Genomic DNA, 20,635 nt, shown 5'->3' on the forward strand with positions numbered 1-20,635 from the left:
TCGGGGCCCCGCGAGTCGCGAGGCCCCGGATGGTGCTCGTGCCTCTTACGCCTCGCCGCCGGCGGACCCGGTGGTCCCCGCGGTCACGTCGTGCAGGCGGTACTGCTCGATCGCCTTCGCCACGACCGAGGGGTCGAGCTCGCCGCGACGGACGAGCTGCTGAAGCGTCCGCACGACGACCGACGGGCCGTCGATGTGGAAGAACCGGCGCGCCGCCGGCCGCGTGTCGCTGAACCCGAAGCCGTCCGCTCCGAGCGTCGCGAAGTCGCCGGGCACGAACTGACGGATCTGGTCGGGCACGGCGTGCATGAAGTCGGTCACTGCGACGAACGGACCCTCGGCACCGCTCAGCTTCTCTGTGACATACGGGGTGCGCGGCGCCTCGGAGGGGTTGAGGAAGTTGTGCTCGTCGGCGGCGAGACCGTCGCGCCGCAGCTCGGTCCACGATGTGACGCTCCAGACATCGGCGGAGACGCCCCAGTCCTTCGCAAGCAGCTCCTGCGCCTCGAGCGCCCACGGCACCGCCACGCCGGAGGAGAGGATCTGCGCCTTCCGGCCCTCCGCCTGCCCCCGCCTGAGCAGGTAGATGCCCTTGAGTAGACCGTCCACGTCGAGGCCCTCGGGCTCGGTCGGCTGGACGTGCGGCTCGTTGTAGACCGTCAGGTAGTACATGACGTTCGGGTCCGGATGCTGGCCGCCGTACATGCGGTCGAGGCCCGCGCGCACGATGTGACCGATCTCGTAGCCGAACGCCGGGTCGTAGGTGACGACCGCAGGGTTCGTGCTCGCGAGCAGCGGCGAGTGGCCATCGGCGTGCTGGAGGCCCTCGCCGGTCAGGGTCGTGCGGCCGGCGGTCGCGCCGATGATGAAGCCGCGCGCCATCTGATCGCCCGCCGCCCACATCGCGTCGCCCGTGCGCTGGAACCCGAACATCGAGTAGAAGACGTAGACGGGGATGAGCGGCTCGCCGTGCGTCGCGTAACTCGTGCCGACGGCGGTGAAGGAGGCGAACGCGCCCGCTTCGTTGATGCCCGTGTGGATGATCTGGCCCTGCGGGCTCTCCTTGTAGGCGAGGAGCAGCTCCCGGTCGACGCTCGTGTAGTGCTGGCCGTTGGGGTTGTAGATCTTGGACGTCGGGAAGTAGGCGTCCATTCCGAAGGTGCGCGCCTCATCCGGAATGATCGGGACGATCCGGTGGCCGAACTCCTTGTCGCGCAGGAGGTCCTTCAGCAGGCGCGCGAACGCCATGGTCGTCGCCACCTCCTGCTTGCCCGAGCCCTTGCGCGCCACCTCATACGCTGACGCACCAGGAAGCGCAACGGCGACGTGCTTCGAGCGCCGTTCGGGCAGGTAGCCGCCGAGCGCGCGGCGACGCTCGTGCATGTACTGGATCGCCGGGTCGTCGTTGCCGGGGTGATAGTACGGCGGGCGGTACGGGTCGGCTTCGAGCTGCGCGTCGGTGATCGGAATGCGCATCTCGTCACGGAACTGCTTGAGGTTGTCGAGCGTGAGCTTCTTCATCTGGTGGGTCGCGTTGCGGCCCTCGAAGCTCGGGCCGAGTCCGTAGCCCTTGACTGTCTTGGCGAGGATGACCGTCGGCTGGCCCTTGTGCTCCTGCGCGGCCTTGAACGCGGCGTACACCTTGCGGTAGTCGTGCCCGCCGCGCTTGAGCTTCCAGATCTGGTCGTCGGTGTAGTCGGCGACCATCGCCGCGGTCCGCGGGTCGCGCCCGAAGAAGTGCTCGCGGACGAAGGCGCCGGACTCGGCCTTGTAGGTCTGATAGTCGCCGTCGGGGGTCACGTTCATGAGGTCTCGCAGCGCGCCCTCATGATCCTGGTCGAGCAGAGCATCCCACTCGCGACCCCAGATGACCTTGATGACGTTCCATCCGGCACCGCGGAAGAAGCTCTCGAGCTCTTGGATGATCTTGCCGTTGCCGCGCACCGGGCCATCGAGGCGCTGGAGGTTGCAGTTGATGACGAAGTTGAGGTTGTCGAGACCGTCGTTCGCGGCGAGCTGCAGCGCGCCGCGGCTCTCGACCTCGTCCATCTCGCCGTCGCCGAGGAACGCCCAGACCTGCGAGTCGTCGCCGTCGACGATGCCGCGGTTGGTGACGTACTTGTTGAGCTGCGCCTGGTAGATGGCGTTGATCGGCCCGAGGCCCATCGACACGGTCGGGAACTGCCAGTAGTGCGGCATGAGGCGCGGGTGCGGGTAGCTCGAGAGACCGCCCGTGGGGTGCGACTTCTCCTGACGGAACCCGTCGAGCTGGTCGGGGCTCAGCCGGCCCTCGAGGAAGGACCGGGCGTACATGCCGGGGGAGGCGTGGCCCTGGTAGAAGATCGCATCGCCGCCATTGGGGTGGTCGGCGCCGCGGAAGAAGTGGTTGTGGCCCACCTCGTAGAGCGCGGCGCTCGAGGCGTAGGTCGAAATGTGGCCGCCGACGGCGATGCCTGGGCGCTGCGCGCGGTGCACTGTGATCGCGGCGTTCCAGCGGATCCACGCGCGGTAGCGGCGCTCGAGCTCCTCATCGCCGGGGAACTCCGGCTCGTTCTCCGGAGCGATCGTGTTGAGGTAGTCCGTCGTGGGCACCATCGGGACGCCGAGGTGCAGCTCCTTCGAGCGCTTCAGCAGGCTGAGCATGATCTCGCGCCCGCGCTGCGGCCCGTGCTGATGCACGAGGGCGTCGAGCGACTCGTTCCATTCGGCGGTTTCCTCCGGATCCGCATCCATGGTGTGCACCGAGTACGGATCCTGGTCGTTGACCGTCACCCTGAACCTCTTCCTGGTGGTGATTAGGGGAGTGTGTCGGCGCCGCGGACCGGGTCACGGCCGCGCGGACCGGCGAACCCTCCCACTCTAGACCCGCGCGCAGCCCCGCTCGCCGAGGCGGCGGTACCCTGCACGAGTGCCCATCGCCGTCGGCTCACCCGCCCCTCCATTCGCGCTGCGCGACCAGTTCGGGCGCACGATCGCGGTGCCGGATGCCCGGCTCGGGCGCGCCGTCCTCCTCGTGTTCTTCCCGCAGGCGTTCACCCCCACGTGCACGGACGAGCTGCGGTCGCTCGCGGCCGAGCGCCCGGCACTGGAGGCCGCCGACGTCGCCGTGCTCGCCGTCTCCGTCGACTCGATGGCGACGCTGCGCGCGTTCGACGACGCCGAGGGTCTCGGGCTGACGCTGCTCTCCGACTTCTGGCCGCACGGGGTGGTGGCGGAGGCCTATGGAGCCTTCCTTCCGGAGCGCGGCTGGTCCGATCGCGTCTCGGTGCTCGTCGATCCCAGCGGGATCGTGCGTGCCGTCGCCACCGGCTCCGATGAGGCGCCGCGCGACGCCGCGACGCATCGGGGGATCCTCCCGGCCCTCGACGCGTCGGCTGACGAGCGCGCGGCCCGCGGCTAGGCTGACCGCGCGGGCTCTTAGCTCAGCTGGTAGAGCGCCTCGTTTACACCGAGGATGCCGGGGGTTCGAGTCCCTCAGGGCCCACCGCACTCCTCTCCTCACACCCCGCGACGTCTCCGGTGTCGCTGGTGTCGGCGGTCGCCGCTAGCGTCGGCGCCGGGGCGCGCCGCGCCCGGAAGGGGAGCAGCGCCGTGCCTGAGAGCGTCGAGCAGTGGTGGGCGCGCCGGCAGTGGACGACCGGCCGCGAGGTGCCCTATCCGATCGGGCGCTATCGGGATGCCTGGGCCCCGTTCGCGATGCTCGTCGAGCAGTTCCGTCCCGACCGCAATCGCGATCTCCTGCTCTCGCAGGTGCCGCCCGCCGCCGAGGTGTGGCTCGTGTGGATGTGCGCCATCGGGCACGAGTTCGTCTCGACTCCCGCCGAGCAGCGACGCAGGCCCGGTCGCTCGCGCTCGAACCGCTCGTGGTGCCCGGTGTGCTCCGTGGCCGGCGCGCTGCCCTCGGGCGGCAAGTGGCCGCGCCCCGCTGCCGCACCCGCGCCGCCAGAGCCGGCCGCACTCCCCGCACCGCGTCTCGCACGCCGTCGGCCGCGCCACGTGCCCGCGGGCGCGGCCGCCCTGACGACCGTCCGGGCCGCCGACGTCGCCGTCGGCCGCGCCTTCCGCAGCGCGATCGCGCCGCGCGCGACGTCGGCGACCGAGGGCGCCGTGCGCGCCGCGATCGAGGCCCGCCTCGCCGTCGACCTGACCCCGAACGCGGTGCGCATCCGTACGCCGTTCTTCGAACGTCTCGAGGTGTGGCCCGACATCGTCATCCCCGAGCTCGCGGTCGCGATCGAGCTCGACACGATCGGGCGCAATGCCGACGAGCACATCGGGCGGCGAGAGGCCGTGGATCGCCGGAAGGACCGCCTGCTGCGAGAGGTCGGCTGGGAGGTCGTCCGGCTGCGAGTGCGACCGCTGCGACCGCTAGGCCCGTTCGACCTCGTCGTTCCCGGGATGTCGCAGCGCGCGATCGACGCACTCGTCGAACGGGTCGGCGAGGCGCGCAGCCCGCTCTTCGTCGACGCGTATCGACGGCAGGCGTGACCCGCGGAGGCGGGGAGGTCGGCGCCGTCTAGAGGAACAGCGCCCAGAGCAGCGCGGTGAACGTGATCACGAAGATCACCGGCGTCACGAAGCGCACGATCTCGACGCCGCGCCCCATCGCGACGATGCGCCGCGAGAGCGTGCTGGAGGAGGGGAGCGAGCGCAGCGACTCGATGACCGCCCGCCCCTCGCTCGCGGCCGCGAACTGCGTGATGGCCCCGAGCACGCCCGAGGCGAGAAGGATGCCCGCCGCCGCCAGGCGCACGGGAAGCACGGTCTCGGCGAGCCCGTCGACGAGCATCCACACCGTCAGGGCGAGGAGGAAGGTCGGGGCGAGCTGCGACACGATGATGTGCCAGCGGGCGGTGTTCCACTGCGCGATGAGCTCGGACTCGGTCAACGGCTGCTCCCTGGGTCGTGCCGACTGTCGATCGAGCCCTCGCTACGATCGGGTCAACCGCGATCGCGGCGATGGAATCAGAGTAGGGGAGCGAGCCGTGCGATCAGCGCTGTGGGCGCTCGTGGCGGCGAGCATCCTGTGGGGCACGACCGGCACGGCCGCGAGCTTCGTCGACGACGCCGTCAGCCCGATCGCGACCGGCGCCGCGACGATGGCGGTCGGCGGCGCCCTGCTCCTCGCGATCAGCGCCCGCGGCGCGATCGCGGCCGTGCGCCGACCGGATGCCCGCCGATGGCTGCTGATCGGGGCGGTCGGCGTCGTGGTGTACCCGCTGGCGTTCTACTCGGCAATGGATCTCGCGGGCGTCGCGATCGGCAACGTCGTCGCGCTCGGCTCCGGTCCGCTCTTCGCCGCGATCCTGGAGCGGGTCGTCGACGGCCGGCGCCTCACCCGGCGGTGGATGCTCGGCGCGAGCACGGGCGTCGTCGGCGTCGCCCTGCTCGTCGCTGGCGGGCACGGCGGCACGGGCTCCGCGGACCCTGCCGCCGTGCCGCTCGGCGTCGCGCTCGGTCTGCTCGCGGGCGCGGCCTACGCGCTGTACACCTTCGCCTCCGGCCGCGTGATCGGTCTCGGGGTGTCGAGCCGATCGACGATGGGCGCCGTCTTCGGGCTCGGGGCCGTGCCGCTCACCGCCGTCCTCGTGGCGACCGGGGCGCCCCTCCTGCAGTCGCCGCCGAGCCTCGCGATCATCGGCTACCTCGCGGTCGGGCCGATGTTCCTCGCCTACGTCCTCTTCGGTTGGGGGCTGAGGTCGATCCGCAGCTCGACCGTGACCGTCGTGACCCTCCTCGAGCCCGTCGTCGCGACGCTCCTCGCCGTCGTCATTGTGGGCGAGCGCCTCGACGCCCTCGGGTGGGTCGGGCTCGCGCTCATCCTCGTCGCCGTGACCGTCGTCTCCACGGCCCGTCGCCCAGGTCCGGGGCCGTAGCGCCCCTATCATCGGGGCATGGTCGACCCCCTCGAACCCGACGACGGAGGACCGGAGCTTCCGCCCGGCCCCCGCCGATCGACCTACACCCCGCCTCCCGCCGGCGCCCGATACGTCCCCGGGTCCCTCACCGGAGACGCCGTGCCCCTTCCGGCCGAGCCCCCTACGGTCGAGGCGATGACCACGCAGCCGCCACCACCACCGCCCGCCGCGAGCGATCGCGTCGTCTGGGAGGTACGGACTCCCGAGTCGGCGGGCATCCTCGATGAGGGCTCCCGACTCGAGGACTCGGTGCCGTTCGGGTCGTCGACTGCGGGCTCCGATGCGCTCGCGGACGTCGCCGGGCGAACCGCCCCGGTGTCTGCGATCGATCTCGCGGAGATCCCGCCCCCACCATCCCGGTTGTCGCTGTCGGATGCGGAGCTCGCCTCCGTCGTCGATCCCGCCTCCGCGGCCCCCGGCAGCACCGCCGAGCTCATCGATCTCTTCGAGGAGCAGTTGAGCCTCCGCGCCGAGGAGGCGCAGCGGCTGTCGCTCTGGGAGCAGGCTGTCCGCGAGTCGGGCCTGCCGCAGGCCGACGAGATCGTCGAGTCGGTGCGAAGCGCCTTCACCGGCATCATCGACGTGATCCCCCCGAGCGCGCCGTCCGACGATCCCTGGGCCCGGTACCCCGGTGAGGTCGCGCCCCCTGTGCCCTCCGCCGACGACCGGCAACCGCTCGTGATCCCGTCGATCGATCACCCGATCGAACAGCCGATCGATCAGCCGATCGACGAGCCGATCGTCGAGCCGGTGCCCGACCCGTCCCCGAGCGAGACCGTCGAGCCCGCCCCGACGCTTGCCGGCATCCTCGCCGACGCGCCGCCCCCGTTCGGTCTCGTGCCGTCCGAGGTCGTCCCGCCCCCCGTCGACGGATCGGCCGTCGCACCGTCCCCCGAGCCGCCCCTCGACGAGGCGTCCCTCGGTCGTGATCCGGAGTCTCCCGCGATTCCCGACCGCGACGCCACGAGCGAACCGCCCGCGCTCGTCGAGCCGGCCGTCGAGCCGGCGGCGCGTCCGACCGCGCTTCCGGACGAGTCCACGGCCGGTTCCCTGGCCGACGCACCGCCGGTCGCGGGGTCCGTCCCCCGCCCGATGCCCTCGGCCCCCGTCGGAGCGCCGACGGGGCCGATCCTGATGAGCCCCGCGGCGGTCGCCGCAGCAGCCCTGGGCTTCGACGACCTCCTCCGCGTCTCGACCCCCGAGCCGCCACTGGCTGCCGCCGCCCCCATCCCGTCGCCCTCCACCGGCTCGGTGCCCTCCGGACCCCTGCAGGCAGTCCCGGCCGCCGACACGGGCGCCCGCTCGAACCCGCCCGCGCTGCGCGTCGAAGCCTCCGCGCTCGAGCCCACGCCGGTGGCCCTCCGCGCTGGCCGCTCGATTCGTCTGTTCTGGCTCTGGTTCGCCGTCAACTCGAGCGTCGTGAGCGTCGGCCTCGGCGGGATCCTCGTCGGCCTCGGCATGAGTCTGCGGCAGGCGATCCTCTCCGCGCTCGTCGGCGTCGCCGTGTCCTTCCTTCCGCTGGGTCTCGGCACGCTCGCGGGCAAGTGGAGCGGCCAGCCGACCATGGTCATCTCGCGCGCGACCTTCGGCATCGTCGGCAACCTGCTTCCCGCCGCGCTCGCGGTCGTCACGCGATTGCTGTGGGCGGCGGTCCTGCTCGGGATGCTGGGCGCGGGCGTCGCCGAGGCGCTCGTCTCGACGGGCATCGCAGCGGGCGCCGATCCGCTCGGGCTCGCGAGCGCGATCGCGACGGTCGGGCTCGTGCTCGCCGCGGCCGTGGCCGGTTTCGGATACGGGATGATCGCGGTCGTCGCCGCGGCCGCGAGCGTCGTGTCCGGCATCCTCGTCGTCCTCGTCATCGCCCTCACGACTCCCGCCGTCGACATGACCGCCGCGCTCGCGATCCCGGACGGCGACTGGGTGCTCGTCGTGACCGGCGCCGTGCTCGTGTTCAGCGTCGTCGGTCTCGCGTGGGCCAACTCGAGCGGCGATCTCGCCCGCTATCAGGCCAAGAGCACGATCGGCGGAGGAGCCGTTCTCTTCGCCTCCTTCGGCGCGACCATCCCCGCCTTCTCGCTCATCGCCTGGGGCTCGACGCTCGCGAGCTCGGATCCGACGCTGCGCGAGGCCCTCGCGTCGAACCCCGTCGGCGCGCTCGCGGATATCCTCCCCATCGGGCTCGGGATCCCACTCGTGATCGCGATCGCCCTGAGCCTCACGGCGGCTGCGGCGCTCGCGCTCTACTCGGGCGGCTTCGCCCTGCTCGCGACCGGTCTGCGGACCTCGCGCCCGATGAGCGTTCTGATCGCCGTGGTGCTCACGGGAGCGATCGCGGCACCCCTCGTGGCCATGGCGCCGTCGCTCGACGTGCTCGTGCGCGACGTGCTCACGACGCTCGCCGTCCCCGTCGCGGCCTGGGCCGGCATCTTCGGCGCCGAGACGATGATCCGCACGAGGCGCGTCCACTCGCCCTCGCTCCTGCAGTCAGGCGGCGTCTACCCGCCGGTGCGGTGGGTGAACACCGTGATGCTCGTCGTGGCGAGCCTGCTCGGGTGGGGCTTCACGAGCGCGGGCGTCGGCGGTCTCGACTGGCAGGGGTACCTGTGGGCAGCGACGGGCGGCACCGGCGCTCTCGCCGAGTCTGATGCGGGCGTCGCGGTCGCTCTCCTCGTCGGGCTGCTCACGCCGATCGCCGCGGGCATCCCGGCCGTCCGCCGGCTGCAGGCGGCCGAGTACCGGGCGTCGCTCGACTCCTAGACTGGGGGCATGCTCCGAACCGTCGCCGATGTCGTCTCCGCGGCGGAGCGGCTCTGGCCCCTGCGGGGCGCGGAGGAGTGGGATGCCCCTGGCCTCGTTAGCGGCGACCCGCTCGCGCCCGTCGAGCGCGTGCTGCTCGCCGTCGACGCGGTGGCCACGACCGTCGACGAGGCCGTCGAGCGCGATGCGCAGCTGCTCCTCGTCCACCACCCGCTGCTCATGCGCGGCGTCACGACGGTGGCCGAGTCGACGGCGAAGGGCGCGCTGCTGTCACGGCTCATCCGCGGCGGCTGCGCCCTGTACGCCGCGCACACTAACGCCGACGTCGTCGAGTCGGGCACGAGCGCGCGGCTCGCCGAGCTCCTCCAGGTGGCGGGTTCGCGTCCCATCGCGCCGTCGAGCGAGCACTCCGAGCGCGGCCTCGGCCGCGCGGGCCGACTGGCCGAGCCGATGACGCTCGAGGCCTTCGCGCGGCGCGTCGCGAGCATCCTGCCTGCGACGGTCGGGGGAGTCCGCGTCGCGGGCGATCCCGACCGCATCGTGCGCACGGTCGCCGTGTGCGGCGGTGCGGGCGACTCGCTGCTCGGCGCCCGGCTCGTGCGCGAGGCCGATGTCTACGTCACGGCCGACCTGCGGCACCACCCAGCGAGCGAGGCGGTCGAGTCGGCGCTCGTCGCCGGCGGGCCCGCCCTCGTCGACGTCTCGCACTGGGCCAGCGAGTCGCTCTGGCTCGCGACGGCGGCCGACGAGCTGCGCGCCGCCCTCCCCGGTCTCGAGGTCGTCGTGAGCGACCGCCGAACCGACCCCTGGAGCTTCCTGATCGTCCACGAATCGCCGGAGACCCCGGCGCGAGAGAGGCACCCCTGATGGCACTCACCGCCAGCTCCGAGACCCAGGCGCGACTGCTCGACCTGCAGAAGCTCGACACCGCCCTCCATCAGCTCGCGCACCGCTCGCGCACCCTGCCCGAGTGCGCCGCCGTCACGGCCCTGCAGGAGGACGCAGAGCGCATCAAGGCCGCGGTCGTCGAGACGAGCGGCCACCTCGAGGACGCCCGGCTCGAGCTCGGCCGCGCGGAGTCCGACGTCGAGCTCGTCGAGAAGCGCATCGCCCGCGACGCCGAGCGCCTGCAGTCGAGCTCGTCCGTGAAGGACATCCAAGGTCTCGAGCACGAGCTCGCCTCGCTGCGCACTCGCCTCGGCGATCTCGAGGAGATCGAGCTCGCCATCATGGAGCGCATCGAGCTGCTCGAGCGCGCCGCGACCGGCGCCCGCGAGACGCTCGAGGCGCACACCGCCCGCCGCACGGTCGCCGAGGAGGCCCTCGCCGCCGCTCTCGCCGAGATCGACCGCGAGCGCGCCGACCTCGACGCGCAGCGCTCGGCTCTGGTCGCCGAACTGCCGGCCGACCTCGTCGCCCTCTACGAGAAGCAGCGCGAGCGCTACGGCACCGGTGCCTCGCACCTGCGCGCGCGGGTCTCGAGCGCGAGCGGCGTGACGCTCACGGGCTCCGACCTCGAGATGGTGCGCCGCGCCTCGCCCGACGAGGTCATCCTCTGCCCCGATTCCAACGCGATCCTCGTCCGCACGGCGGAGTCCGGCCTGTGACGGCTCGCGAACTGCTCATCGAGGCCGACGGCGGCTCGCGCGGCAACCCGGGACCGGCCGCGGGCGGCGCCGTCGTCATCGACCCGTCCACGGGCGAGGTCATCGCCGAGGTCGGTGTGTGGGTGGGCACGGCGACGAACAACGTGGCCGAGTACTCGGGGATGCTCGCGGGCGTCCGGCGCGCGCTCGAGATCGACCCGGATGCCGCTCTCACGATCCGCATGGACTCCAAGCTCGTCGTCGAGCAGATGATGGGCCGCTGGAAGATCAAGCACCCGGCGATGGCCGAGCTCGCCGCCGAGGCCCGCCAGGCGCTCACGGGCACGCCCGTCCGCTTCGAGTGGGTGCCGCGACTGCAGAACTCGCGCGCCGACAAGTGCGCGAACGATGCAATGGACTCCCGGGCATCCTTCTCGCGCTGAGAGCGTTAGCCTGGGGGACGCAAGTGGGTCGGCCAGACGGTCGCGTCGGAGACACGCCCCCTCGAGGGGGAACGGCTCCGCCGAGGAACGTCCGGGCTCCGCAGAGCAGGGCGGTGGGTAACACCCACCCGGAGCAATCCGCGAGAAAGTGCAACAGAGAGCAGACCGCCACCGGCCTCGGCCGGGGGTAAGGGTGAAACGGTGGTGTAAGAGACCACCAGGGGCCCGAGTGATCGGGCTCGCTGGGTAAACCTCGCCCGGAGCAAGGTCAGACAGACACCGTCGAGGCGGCTCGCTGAGGTGTCGGGTAGACCGCTAGAACGTGCCGGCAACGTCACGTCGAGAGAGATGGCCGTCGATCGGGCGCAAGCCCGGGAACAGAACCCGGCGTATCGGCCGGCCCACTTGCCTCGCTCTCACCACTGAGAAGGCCGGTAGTCCTTCAGGAAGACGCCGAAGAGGTCCTCGCCCGACTCGCCGCGCACGATCGGGTCGTACACGCGCGCGGCGCCGTCGACGAGGTCGAGCGGCGCGTGGAAGCCCTCCTCGGCGAGGCGCAGCTTCGTGGCGTGCGGCCGCTCGTCGGTGATCCACCCCGTGTCGACGCTCGTCATGAGGATGCCGTCGGTCTCGAACATCTCGCGCGCGCTCGTGCGCGTGAGCATGTTCATCGCGGCCTTCGCCATGTTGGTGTGCGGGTGGCCCGGGCCCTTGTAGCCGCGGCCGAACACGCCCTCCATCGCCGAGACGTTGACGACGTAGCGACGGGGGAACGGCGACGCCGCCATCGACGGACGTAGCCGGTCGACGAGGATGAACGGCGCCACGGAGTTCGCGAGCTGGACCTCGAGCATCTCGAGCGGCTCGACCGCTCCGACAGCCTGCGTCCAGCTGTTGACGTCGTGCAGGTCGGGCACGAGGCCGCCCGCGTCGATCGCCGTGCCGTCGCGGTGCTTGGCGAGGGATGCGCTTCCCGCGGTCATCGCTGCCTGGGTGAGTCGCTCGGCCTTCGCGGCGGCCGCCGACAGGATCGGGTGGGCGCCGACCGACTCGGCGAGGGAGAGCGGGTGGGGATCCATCGTGTGGCCGAACGTCACGAGCTCCGGGAGCGGCCCCTCCGGCAGGGGCGCGAGCTCGGCCTCGATGAGCGGCTGGTACGCGCCGGGGGAGCGGCGGACGGTCTGGGCGGCGTTGTTGATGAGGATGTCGAGGGGCCCCTGGTCGGCGACCGACTCCGCGAGCCCGATCACCTGGGCGGGGTCGCGCAGATCGATTCCGACGATGCGGAGGCGGCCGATCCAGTCCGCGGAGTCGGGCAGCGCCGAGAACCGACGCATGGCGTCGCGCGGGAAGCGTGTCGTGATCGTCGTGTGGGCGCCGTCGCGCAGCAGGCGCAGCGCGATGTACATGCCGATCTTCGCGCGGCCGCCGGTGAGCAGCGCGCGACGCCCGGTGAGGTCGGCGCGCGCGTCGCGCTTCGCGTGGTTCGCGCGCGCGCACTCGGGGCAGAGCTGGTGGTAGAAAGCGTCGACGAGCGTGTACGGCTGCTTGCAGACGTAGCAGGCCTGCGCTCGCGCGAGCTCGCCGGCGAATGGAGCATCGGTCGCTGAGCTGATGTCGACGCCACGGGTCTCGTCGTCGATGCGATCGGGCGAGCCCGTCGCGGTCGCGGCGATGACCGCGCGGTCGGCCTCGGCGATCTCGGTGCGCTTGTCGACGCGACGGCGCACCTTGACCGCCCGGATCATGTGGGCGGTCGCCCGGCGGACGGCGACGAAGTCGGGGTCGTCCTCGTCGAGTCCATGGAGCGATTGGAGCACTCGCAGAGTGGCGGCGAGGTCGTCGGGGTCGATGCGCGTCGGCGTGGCGGCGAGGGTGGGCACACGGAATCGTACCCGCCGACCGGGGCGCGGCTCGACCGCATCCGCCACGCCCGGGATTCAGCGATTCCGGAAGCGCATAGGAACTGCTCAGGTTAGGTCGACAGCGCCCGCTACAGGATCGTCGCGCCGAGCAACGCGCCGGCGGCGAAGGTGACCGCGAGAGCGAGCGCTCCGCCGACGAGCACACGGACCGTGGGGCGCACCCAGTCGCTGTCTCCCAGCCGAGCGCCGGCGGCGCCCGTGACGCCGAGCGCGATGAGCACGGCGACGAAGGTGACGGGGATCCGCAGCTCGGCGGGCGGCAGGAGGATCGCGAGCATCGGGAGCACGGCGCCCAGGAGGAAGGCGAAGCCGGACGCCCGTGCAGCCTGCCACGGCTTCAGCACCTCGTGCTCGTCGATGTGCAGCTCCGCCTCGAGGTGCGCGCCGAGCGCGTCGTGCTCGGTCAGCTCCTCCGCGACGCGGAGCGCCGTCGCCCCGCTCAGGCCCTTCGAGCGGTAGATGGCCGCGAGCTCCGCCAATTCCTGCTCGGGCTGCTCCTGCAGCTCGCGCTTCTCCTTCTCGATGAGGGCGTGCTGGCTGTCGCGCGCGCTCGAGACGGAGACGTACTCGCCGAGCGCCATCGAGATGGCGCCTCCGATCACGGCGGCGAGGCCTGCAGCGAGGATCGTCTGCGCGTCCGAGGTCGCTCCGGCGACGCCGACGACGACAGCCGCCACCGAGACGATCCCGTCGTTGGCTCCGAGCACCCCGGCCCTGATCCGGTTGACACGGTCGGCGAACTCGCCGCGATCGTGCGGCTCATCCCGGTGGGGGTCGAGCACGGGGGAGTCGTCCATGCCGGCAGTCAAGCACTCGCGACCGCCGCGCTCAACGAAGGCGAGGCTATGCACACTCCCAGGGAGCGCGTCGACCCCCGACGCGTATTCCCCGCCCTGCATGGGTCGCGTCGTAGTGTGGAATGCATCCACCGGGTGAGCCCGGGTGAACATGGCGACTGGGAAGTCGGCGACTCGATTCCGGAAGGCCCCATGACCTCCACCACCCTCTCCACGCTCGGTGCAGTGCGTCCGACGACGCCGCGCGACCCGGCTGCTCCGCACCCCACGAGCACTTACTCGGCGCTCATGCGTACGGTGCGCGACGCCGGCCTCCTGCGCCGCCGCCGCGGCTTCTACTTCGCGGTCTTCGCCGCTCTCGTCGTCGCCCTCGGCGGCGCGATCACCGGCTTCTTCCTCCTCGGCGACTCCTGGTACCAGCTGCTCATCGCGGCCGCGCTCGGCATCATCCTCACGCAGATCGCCTTCGTGACCCACGAGGCCTCTCACCGACAGGTCTTCGAGTCGGGCAAGGCCAACGATCGGGCCGGCCGGTGGCTCGCGGCCGGCGTCGTCGGCATCAGCTACCACTGGTGGATGCACAAGCACTCGCGTCACCACTCCAAGCCCAACCAGGTCGGTGCCGACCCCGACATCGCACCGGACACGATCCGATTCACGGAGTCCGATGCGGCCGAGGTCCGCGGCCCGCTCGCGTTCATCACGCGCCGTCAGGGCTGGTTGTTCTTCCCCCTGCTCACGCTCGAGGGCATCAACCTCCACATCCGCTCGATCATGAGCCTCTTCGAGAAGGGCAAGATCGAGGGTCGTGCGCTCGAGCTCACCCTCATCGGGCTCCGCCTCGGCCTCTACGTCGCCGTGATCTTCTGGGCGCTGCCGGTTGGCATGGCCTTCGCCTTCATCGGCGTGCAGATGGCCGTCTTCGGCGTGTACATGGGCGCCTCCTTCGCACCCAACCACAAGGGGATGCCCATCCTCCCGCACGACTCGAAGCTCGACTTCCTCAGCCGTCAGATCATCACGTCGCGCAACATCAAGGGCGGCTGGTGGTCGACGGCCCTGTTCGGCGGGCTCAACCACCAGGTCGAGCACCACCTCTTCCCGAACATGCCGCGCCCCTCGCTCGCGAAGGCGCGCGAGATCACGCGGGAGTACGCCCGAGACCTCGGGATCCCCTATACCGAGGCCGGCGTCGGCGAGTCGTACCGCATCGTGATCCGCTACCTCAACGAGGTCGGCCTGCAGGCACGCGACCCGTTCGACTGCCCGATGGTCAACCGCTTCCGCCGCACCTAGGTCGACTCGGGGCGATGGGCGAGCGCCGCCGCCCCCAGGATGCCCGCGTTGTTGCGCAGCACCGCCGGAACGATCGGCGTGCGCAGTCTCAGCAGCGGCAGGAACTGATCGTGGTGCTTCGAGACGCCGCCGCCGACGACCAGCAGCTCGGGGGAGAACAGGAACTCCACGTGCGCGTAGAAGCGCTGGAGCCGTTCCGCCCAGTCCTCGAACGACAGCTCCTCGCGCTCGCGCACGACGTTGGACGCCCACGACTCGACATCGGCGCCGTCGAGCTCGAGATGGCCGAGCTCGCTGTTTGGGATGAGCGCCCCGTCGAAGAGGAAGGCGCTGCCGATCCCCGTGCCGAGCGTCGTCATGATCACCAGCCCTCCCTGGCCGGCGGCCGCGCCGTAACGCGCCTCGGCGACGCCCGCGGCGTCCGCATCGTTCACGAAGTGGATGTCGCGACCGAGCCCGGCCTCGAAGAGCGACTCCGCCTCCAGGCCGATCCACTCATCGGAGACGTTCGCGGCCGACATCGTGCGGCCGGCGAGCACGATCGCGGGGAAGCAGACGCCGACGGGGGCGCCGGCAGGAGCATCCAGCTCGGCGAGGATGTCGGCCGCCGTCTCCACGATCGCCGCGGGCGCGCCGCCCGCGGGCGTGGCGCGCTTGACGCGCTCGCTGCGCAGCTCGCCTGAGCCGAGATCGACGAGGGCCCCCTTGATGCCCGTGCCTCCGATGTCGATGCCGACGGCGATCGTCATATCGGGTGTCCTTCCTTCGGTCGGTCGGTCGGCCTCACGGCAGTGTGAGGATCTCCGCGCCGCGCTCGGTGACGACGAGCGTGTGCTCGAACTGCGCGCTGAGCGCGCGGTCCTTCGTCGTGACGGTCCAGTCGTCGGGCCAGAGATCCCACTCGATCGTGCCGAGCGTGAGCATGGGCTCGATCGTGAACACCATCCCGGGCTCCATGACGGTCGAGTGATCGGGGGCCGCGTCGTAGTGCGGCACGATGAGCCCGCTGTGGAAGGAGCGGCCGACGCCGTGCCCCGTGAAGTCGCGCACGACGCCGTAGTCGAAGCGCTTCGCGTACGCCTCGATCGCACGGCCGATCACGTTGATCTGCCGTCCCGGCGCGACCGCCTTGATGCCGCGGTTGAGGGCTTCCTGCGTCCTCTCGACGAGGAGCCGGGCATCCTCGCTCGGGGTGCCGGCGATGAAGGTCTTGTTGAGGTCGCCGTGGACCCCGTTCCTGAACGCCGTGATGTCGATGTTGACGATGTCGCCGTCGACGATGACGGTGTCGTCGGGGATCCCGTGGCAGATGACCTCGTTGACGCTCGTGCAGCACGACTTCGGGAAGCCGCGGTAGCCGAGGGTCGAGGGGTAGGCGCCGTGGTCGAGGAGGAACTCGTGCGCGATGCGGTCGAGCTCGTCGGTCGTGACACCCGGTCGGATGGCGGCGCCGACGGCCTCGACGGCCTGCGCGGCGATGCGCCCGGAGCGGCGGATCAGCTCGATCGTCTCCGCGTCGTACACGTCGCCGCCGACGTGCGCGGCGGGCGCGGCCTTCCCGACGTACTCGGGGCGCGGGATGCCCGCCGGAACCTGACGCTGCGGTGAGAGCCGCCCGGCAATGAGGTGTCCGGACGCGTCGCGAGGCATAGGGTCGAGTCTACCGAGCGAGAGGAGAGCCTCATGGCCGACGACCGCGAGCAGCAGTGGTGGTACAACCACAGGACGGGCGAGGTGGAGGAAGGGCCGCAGTCTCTGGGCTCCGACCGCGACGGGCCCTACGCGAGCCGCGAGGAGGCCGAGCGCGCCCCCGAGATCGCCCGCGAGCGGGCCCGCGCGTGGGCTGCGGAGGACGCCGCAGAGAAGTAGCGTCCGCGGCGAGCGTTCGCTAGTTGGCGCGCTCCTGCAGCGCCTGCTCTGCCGTGTCGTCCTCGTAGGAGTGATCGGCGTCGGGGTACGCGCCCGACTCGACGTCCGCGCGGTAGGCGAGCGCGGCATCCATGAGGACACTGCGCAGGTCGGCGTACTGCTTGACGAACTTCGGGATGCGCCCGCTCGAGAGCCCGGCCCAGTCGGTCCAGACGACGAGCTGGCCGTCGCAGTGCGGGCCCCCGCCGACCGAGATCGTGGGGATGCTCAGGGCCTCGGTGACGCGGCGCGCGGCCTCCGCTGGCACCATCTCGAGCACGACCGCGAAGGCGCCCGCCTCCTCGACGGCCTTCGCGTCGGCGAGCAGCGCGTCGGCGGACTCGCCGCGGCCCTGGATGACGTGACCGCCGAGGCCGTGCTCGCTCTGCGGGGTGAAGCCGATGTGACCCATGACGGGGATGCCCGCGGCGACGATGCGACGGATCTGCTCGGCCGAGCGCACCCCGCCCTCGAGCTTGACGGCGTGGGCGCCCGTCTCCTTCATGAAGCGGAACGCCGTGTGCAGCGCCTCGTCGGGCCCGGTCTCGTACGAGCCGAAGGGCATGTCGGCGACGACGAGCGCGCGCTTGACGCCGTGGACGACGCCGCGCGTGAGCGGGATGAGGTCGTCGACCGTGACCGGCAGCGTCGTGTCGTAGCCGAGCACCGTGTTGCCGGCAGAGTCGCCGACGAGGAGGAAGTCGATGCCCGCCTCGTCGAAGATCTGGGCCGTGAGCACGTCGTACGACGTGAGGCCGGTGATCTTGATGCCCTGCTCTTTCGCTCGAGCGAAGTGACGGGTGCGGACGCGCTTGAGTGCCTGCTCAGCCATGCGTTCCACCCTAGACCCGAGCGATCGGCCGGGGCCGACTACTCGGTCGGGCGGTAGGTGATCGGCAGGCGCCGGTCGCGACCGAACGCCATCCCCGAGATCTTCGGCCCGATCGCGCCCTGGCGCCGCTTCCACTCGGCGCGATCGACGAGCCCGGTGATGCGGTGCACGATGTCGTGGTCGTACCCGAGGCCGACGATGTCGTCCTTGCCGAGGTGACGCGTGATGTACGCCTCGAGGACGGCGTCGAGCAGCTCGTACGGCGGCAGGGTGTCCTGGTCGACCTGGTCGGGGCGCAGCTCGGCGCTCGGCGGCTTCGCGATCGAGTTCTCGGGGATCGGCGGGGTCTCGCCCCGTGCGACGGCGTGCTCGTTCCGCCAGCGCGCGAGCTCCCAGACGAGCGTCTTCGGGACGTCCTTGATGGGCGCGAATCCGCCGACCGAGTCGCCGTAGATCGTCGAGTACCCGACGGCGAGCTCGGTCTTGTTGCCGGTCGTGAGCACGAGGTGGCCGTGCATGTTCGACAGCCCCATGAGAATGATGGCCCGGATGCGCGCCTGCAGGTTCTCGGCGGCGATGCCGTCGAGCGCGAGCTGGGTCTCGACCGGCGCCACGAGGTCGGCGATGGGCTCGACCGAGTAGTGCAGCCCCAGCCGATCGGCGAGCTCGTCGGCGTCGGATCGGCTGTGGTCGCTGCTCCAGCGGCTCGGCATGCTCACGCCGTGCACGGCGTCGGCCCCGAGCGCGTCGACGGCGATCGCGGTGCACACCGCCGAGTCGATGCCGCCGGAGAGCCCGAGGATCACCGTGCGGAACCCGTTCTTGCCGACGTAGTCGCGCACGCCGAGCACGAGCGCGTTCCAGATCTGCTCGCGGTCGTCGGGCAGCTCGGCCACGTCGCGGGGTAGCTCGGGCTTCGCGGAGTCGGCGGTCGCGATCGCGACGCGGGCGACCGCGGGCGGGAGGGGCGTGTCGGTCGCGGCCGCGGCATCCACGTCGACGACGAGCAGGTGCTCGGCGAACTGGGGCGCGCGGGCGAGGATGACGCCGTCGCCGTCGACGACGACGCTGTCGCCGTCGAACACGAGGTCGTCCTGCCCGCCGACGATGTTGACGTAGGCGACGACGGTGTCGGTCTCGACCGCGCGACGCGTGACGAGCGGCAGGCGCACCTCGTCCTTATCGCGCTCGAAGGGCGAGGCGTTGATGACGACGAGGAGGCCCGCGTCGGCCTTGAGCACGCGGCCGACGGGGCCGCCGTCGCGCCAGAGGTCCTCGCAGACGATGAGCGCGACGTCGACGTCGCGGATGCGCAGCACGAGCAGCTCGTCCCCCGGGATGAACACGCGGTACTCGTCGAACACCGAGTAGTTGGGCAGGTGGTGCTTGGCGTAGCGGGCGACGATGCCGCCGCGGTGGAGGACGCTCACGACGTTCTGCGCGATCGCCGTCGGAGCGTTCGAGGTGCCGAGCTCGCGCGGCGGGTGCGGGCCGTCGGGGTGGCCGACGATGACGACGAGCTCTCCGAGCCCTTCGGCCCCGAGTCGGGCCGCGAGCTCGTGTGCGGCGCGCGTCGCGGCGGCGAGGAAGGAGGGCCGCGAGGCGAGGTCCTCGATGGGGTAGCCGGTGAGCGCCATCTCGCCCATCGCGAGCAGATCGGCGCCCGCGGCATGAGCCTCGCGGGCCGCTGCGAGCACCTGCTCGGCATTGCCCCGGAGGTCCCCGACGACGGGGTTGGACTGGCCGAGTGCCAAGCGGAGACGGGGCATAGCCGGTAGCCTAACGCTGGGTCCTGGTGGCCCATCCGCCGTCGAGGAAGGGCCCCATGGACAAGCAGCGCGACTTCGTTCTCCGCACGATCGAGGAGCGCGGCGTGAAGTTCGTCCGGCTGTGGTTCACCGACGTCGTGGGCACCCTCAAGATGGTCGCGATCGCTCCCGCCGAGGTAGAGGGCGCGTTCGCCGAGGGCCTCGGATTCGACGGCTCGGCGATCGAGGGCTTCACGCGCGCCTTCGAGGCCGACGTGCTCGCGCACCCCGACCCGACGACGTTCCAGATCCTCCCGTGGCGCGGCGAGGTCGACCCGACCGCGCGCATGTTCTGCGACATCACGACGCCCGACGGTCAGCCCGCCGCCGCCGACCCGCGGCACGTGCTCAAGCGCGCGCTCGCGAAGGCCGCCGACCGCGGCTTCACCTTCTACACGCACCCCGAGATCGAGTTCTACCTGCTCAAGAGCAGCAAGTACGGGCCCGAGGGCCCCGAGCCCGTCGACTCGGCCGGCTACTTCGACAACGTGCCCGGCGGCACGGCGCACGACTTCCGCCGCCGCGCGGTGCGCATGCTGGAGGACCTGGGCATCTCGGTCGAGTTCAGCCACCACGAGGCGGGCCCCGGCCAGAACGAGATCGACCTGCGCTACGCCGACGCGCTCACGACGGCCGACAACATCATGACCTTCCGCACGGTCATCAAGGAGGTCGCGATCGAGCAGGGCGTCTACGCGACGTTCATGCCCAAGCCCCTCGCGAAGCACCCCGGCTCGGGCATGCACACGCACCTGTCGCTCTTCGAGGGCGACTCCAACGCATTCTTCGACCCGGCCGGCCAGTACCAGCTCTCGCAGATCGGCCGCCAGTTCGTCGCGGGCATCCTCACGCACGCGCCCGAGATCACCGCGGTGACCAACCAGTTCGTCAACTCGTACAAGCGGCTGTGGAGCGGCGACGAGGCCCCGAGCTACGTCACGTGGGGCCACAACAACCGCTCGGCGCTCGTCCGCGTGCCGCTCTACAAGCCCGGCAAGGGGCAGAGCGCGCGCATCGAGTACCGCGGCGTCGACTCGGCTGCGAACCCGTACCTCGCCTACTCGCTGCTGCTCGCCGCGGGGCTCAAGGGCATCGAGGAGGGCTACGAGCTCCCGCCTGAGGCAGAGAACACCGTGTGGGCGCTCACCGAGGCCGAGCGCCGCGCACTGGGCTACCAGCCGCTGCCGGCGAGCCTCGACCGCGCGCTCAGCCTCATGGAGAACAGCGAGCTCGTCGCCGAGACGCTGGGCGAACAGGTCTTCAACTACGTGCTGCTGAACAAGCGCGCGGAGTGGAAGGAGTACCGCGAGCAGGTCACGCCGTACGAGCTCAAGAGCAACCTCGAGATCCTCTAGCTCACCGCGC

At 71.4% G+C, this 20,635-nt stretch carries 18 protein-coding genes, 1 tRNA gene and 1 other RNA gene; 12 read left to right on the forward strand and 8 right to left on the reverse strand.

The window, feature by feature from the left end; genetic code table 11:
- Window positions 1-45 precede the first annotated feature (45 nt).
- Window positions 46-2,772: a pyruvate dehydrogenase (acetyl-transferring), homodimeric type gene (aceE, locus tag FHX53_RS02705; protein ID WP_182489793.1), complete on the reverse strand. Its 2,727-nt coding sequence runs from the start codon at window positions 2,770-2,772 to the stop codon at window positions 46-48.
- Between the two features lie 136 nt (window positions 2,773-2,908).
- Between aceE and FHX53_RS02710 the strand changes: the two genes are divergently transcribed.
- The 3 genes from FHX53_RS02710 (at window position 2,909) to FHX53_RS02720 (ending at window position 4,488) form a co-directional block, all read left to right on the forward strand.
- Window positions 2,909-3,400: a redoxin domain-containing protein gene (locus FHX53_RS02710; protein ID WP_182489794.1), complete on the forward strand. Its 492-nt coding sequence runs from the start codon at window positions 2,909-2,911 to the stop codon at window positions 3,398-3,400.
- Window positions 3,401-3,411: 11 nt separating this feature from the next.
- Window positions 3,412-3,484, forward strand: a tRNA-Val gene (locus FHX53_RS02715).
- 107 nt (window positions 3,485-3,591) lie between these two features.
- On the forward strand, window positions 3,592-4,488 hold the full coding sequence (locus FHX53_RS02720; RefSeq protein ID WP_182489795.1) for a zinc-ribbon domain-containing protein: 897 nt from the start codon (window positions 3,592-3,594) through the stop codon (window positions 4,486-4,488).
- Window positions 4,489-4,516: 28 nt separating this feature from the next.
- Here the strand turns inward: FHX53_RS02720 and FHX53_RS02725 are convergent, their stop codons facing one another.
- The gene (locus tag FHX53_RS02725) at window positions 4,517-4,888 is read right to left on the reverse strand and encodes a hypothetical protein (protein ID WP_182489796.1); all 372 of its coding nucleotides are present in this window, start codon (window positions 4,886-4,888) and stop codon (window positions 4,517-4,519) included.
- A gap of 97 nt (window positions 4,889-4,985) precedes the next feature.
- Between FHX53_RS02725 and FHX53_RS02730 the strand changes: the two genes are divergently transcribed.
- The 6 genes from FHX53_RS02730 to rnpB all read left to right on the forward strand — a co-directional run bounded on the left by FHX53_RS02730 (window position 4,986) and on the right by rnpB (window position 11,112).
- The gene (locus FHX53_RS02730) at window positions 4,986-5,876 is read left to right on the forward strand and encodes a DMT family transporter (RefSeq protein ID WP_343050765.1); all 891 of its coding nucleotides are present in this window, start codon (window positions 4,986-4,988) and stop codon (window positions 5,874-5,876) included.
- A gap of 18 nt (window positions 5,877-5,894) precedes the next feature.
- Window positions 5,895-8,675, forward strand: a complete 2,781-nt coding sequence (locus FHX53_RS02735) for a cytosine permease (protein WP_182489798.1) — start codon at window positions 5,895-5,897, stop codon at window positions 8,673-8,675.
- Window positions 8,676-8,684: 9 nt separating this feature from the next.
- The gene (locus FHX53_RS02740) at window positions 8,685-9,542 is read left to right on the forward strand and encodes a Nif3-like dinuclear metal center hexameric protein (RefSeq protein ID WP_182489799.1); all 858 of its coding nucleotides are present in this window, start codon (window positions 8,685-8,687) and stop codon (window positions 9,540-9,542) included.
- Complete coding sequence (locus FHX53_RS02745) at window positions 9,542-10,282, forward strand: zinc ribbon domain-containing protein (RefSeq protein ID WP_182489800.1); 741 nt, start codon at window positions 9,542-9,544, stop codon at window positions 10,280-10,282. Before FHX53_RS02740 ends, FHX53_RS02745 begins: the two co-directional genes overlap by 1 nt.
- The gene (locus FHX53_RS02750) at window positions 10,279-10,704 is read left to right on the forward strand and encodes a reverse transcriptase-like protein (protein WP_182489801.1); all 426 of its coding nucleotides are present in this window, start codon (window positions 10,279-10,281) and stop codon (window positions 10,702-10,704) included. The genes FHX53_RS02745 and FHX53_RS02750 overlap by 4 nt, the downstream gene beginning before the upstream one ends.
- Window positions 10,705-10,728: 24 nt before the next feature.
- An RNA gene (gene rnpB / locus FHX53_RS02755) (RNase P RNA component class A) lies at window positions 10,729-11,112 on the forward strand.
- An 8-nt stretch (window positions 11,113-11,120) separates the two neighbouring features.
- On the opposite strand, the gene FHX53_RS02760 is transcribed toward rnpB, so the two are convergent.
- Together FHX53_RS02760 and FHX53_RS02765 are read right to left on the reverse strand one after the other, a co-directional pair.
- A complete protein-coding gene (locus FHX53_RS02760) occupies window positions 11,121-12,587 on the reverse strand; it encodes an SDR family NAD(P)-dependent oxidoreductase (protein WP_182489802.1) in 1,467 nt (488 codons plus the stop codon).
- A gap of 110 nt (window positions 12,588-12,697) precedes the next feature.
- Window positions 12,698-13,426: a VIT1/CCC1 transporter family protein gene (locus tag FHX53_RS02765; protein ID WP_182489803.1), complete on the reverse strand. Its 729-nt coding sequence runs from the start codon at window positions 13,424-13,426 to the stop codon at window positions 12,698-12,700.
- Window positions 13,427-13,618: 192 nt separating this feature from the next.
- Here FHX53_RS02765 and FHX53_RS02770 point away from each other — a divergent pair, with 192 nt between their 5' ends.
- Entirely contained in the window at window positions 13,619-14,722 is a 1,104-nt protein-coding gene (locus FHX53_RS02770) for a fatty acid desaturase family protein (RefSeq protein WP_182489804.1), read from the forward strand.
- Here FHX53_RS02770 and ppgK read toward each other — a convergent pair.
- Both ppgK and map read right to left on the reverse strand, forming a co-directional pair.
- Window positions 14,719-15,471 (reverse strand): polyphosphate--glucose phosphotransferase, encoded by a 753-nt coding sequence (ppgK, locus tag FHX53_RS02775; protein WP_182489805.1) that lies wholly within the window; start codon window positions 15,469-15,471, stop codon window positions 14,719-14,721. The genes FHX53_RS02770 and ppgK overlap by 4 nt on opposite strands.
- Before the next feature lie 34 nt (window positions 15,472-15,505).
- The gene (gene map, locus FHX53_RS02780) at window positions 15,506-16,372 is read right to left on the reverse strand and encodes a type I methionyl aminopeptidase (protein ID WP_182489806.1); all 867 of its coding nucleotides are present in this window, start codon (window positions 16,370-16,372) and stop codon (window positions 15,506-15,508) included.
- A 33-nt stretch (window positions 16,373-16,405) separates the two neighbouring features.
- Between map and FHX53_RS02785 the strand changes: the two genes are divergently transcribed.
- On the forward strand, window positions 16,406-16,591 hold the full coding sequence (locus FHX53_RS02785) for a methionine aminopeptidase (protein ID WP_182489807.1): 186 nt from the start codon (window positions 16,406-16,408) through the stop codon (window positions 16,589-16,591).
- A 19-nt stretch (window positions 16,592-16,610) separates the two neighbouring features.
- Here FHX53_RS02785 and panB read toward each other — a convergent pair whose 3' ends face one another.
- Both panB and FHX53_RS02795 read right to left on the reverse strand, forming a co-directional pair.
- Window positions 16,611-17,462 carry a 3-methyl-2-oxobutanoate hydroxymethyltransferase gene (gene panB, locus FHX53_RS02790; RefSeq protein ID WP_182489808.1) on the reverse strand — a complete coding sequence of 284 codons (852 nt, stop codon included), beginning with the start codon at window positions 17,460-17,462 and terminating at the stop codon, window positions 16,611-16,613.
- A 38-nt stretch (window positions 17,463-17,500) separates the two neighbouring features.
- Window positions 17,501-19,231, reverse strand: a complete 1,731-nt coding sequence (locus tag FHX53_RS02795) for an NAD+ synthase (protein WP_182489809.1) — start codon at window positions 19,229-19,231, stop codon at window positions 17,501-17,503.
- Window positions 19,232-19,287: 56 nt separating this feature from the next.
- Between FHX53_RS02795 and FHX53_RS02800 the strand changes: the two genes are divergently transcribed.
- Window positions 19,288-20,625 (forward strand): glutamine synthetase family protein, encoded by a 1,338-nt coding sequence (locus tag FHX53_RS02800; protein WP_182489810.1) that lies wholly within the window; start codon window positions 19,288-19,290, stop codon window positions 20,623-20,625.
- Window positions 20,626-20,635 lie beyond the last annotated feature (10 nt).

Origin of the sequence: Microcella alkalica, assembly GCF_014137945.1 — a bacterium.
Lineage (GTDB): Bacteria > Actinomycetota > Actinomycetes > Actinomycetales > Microbacteriaceae > Microcella > Microcella alkalica.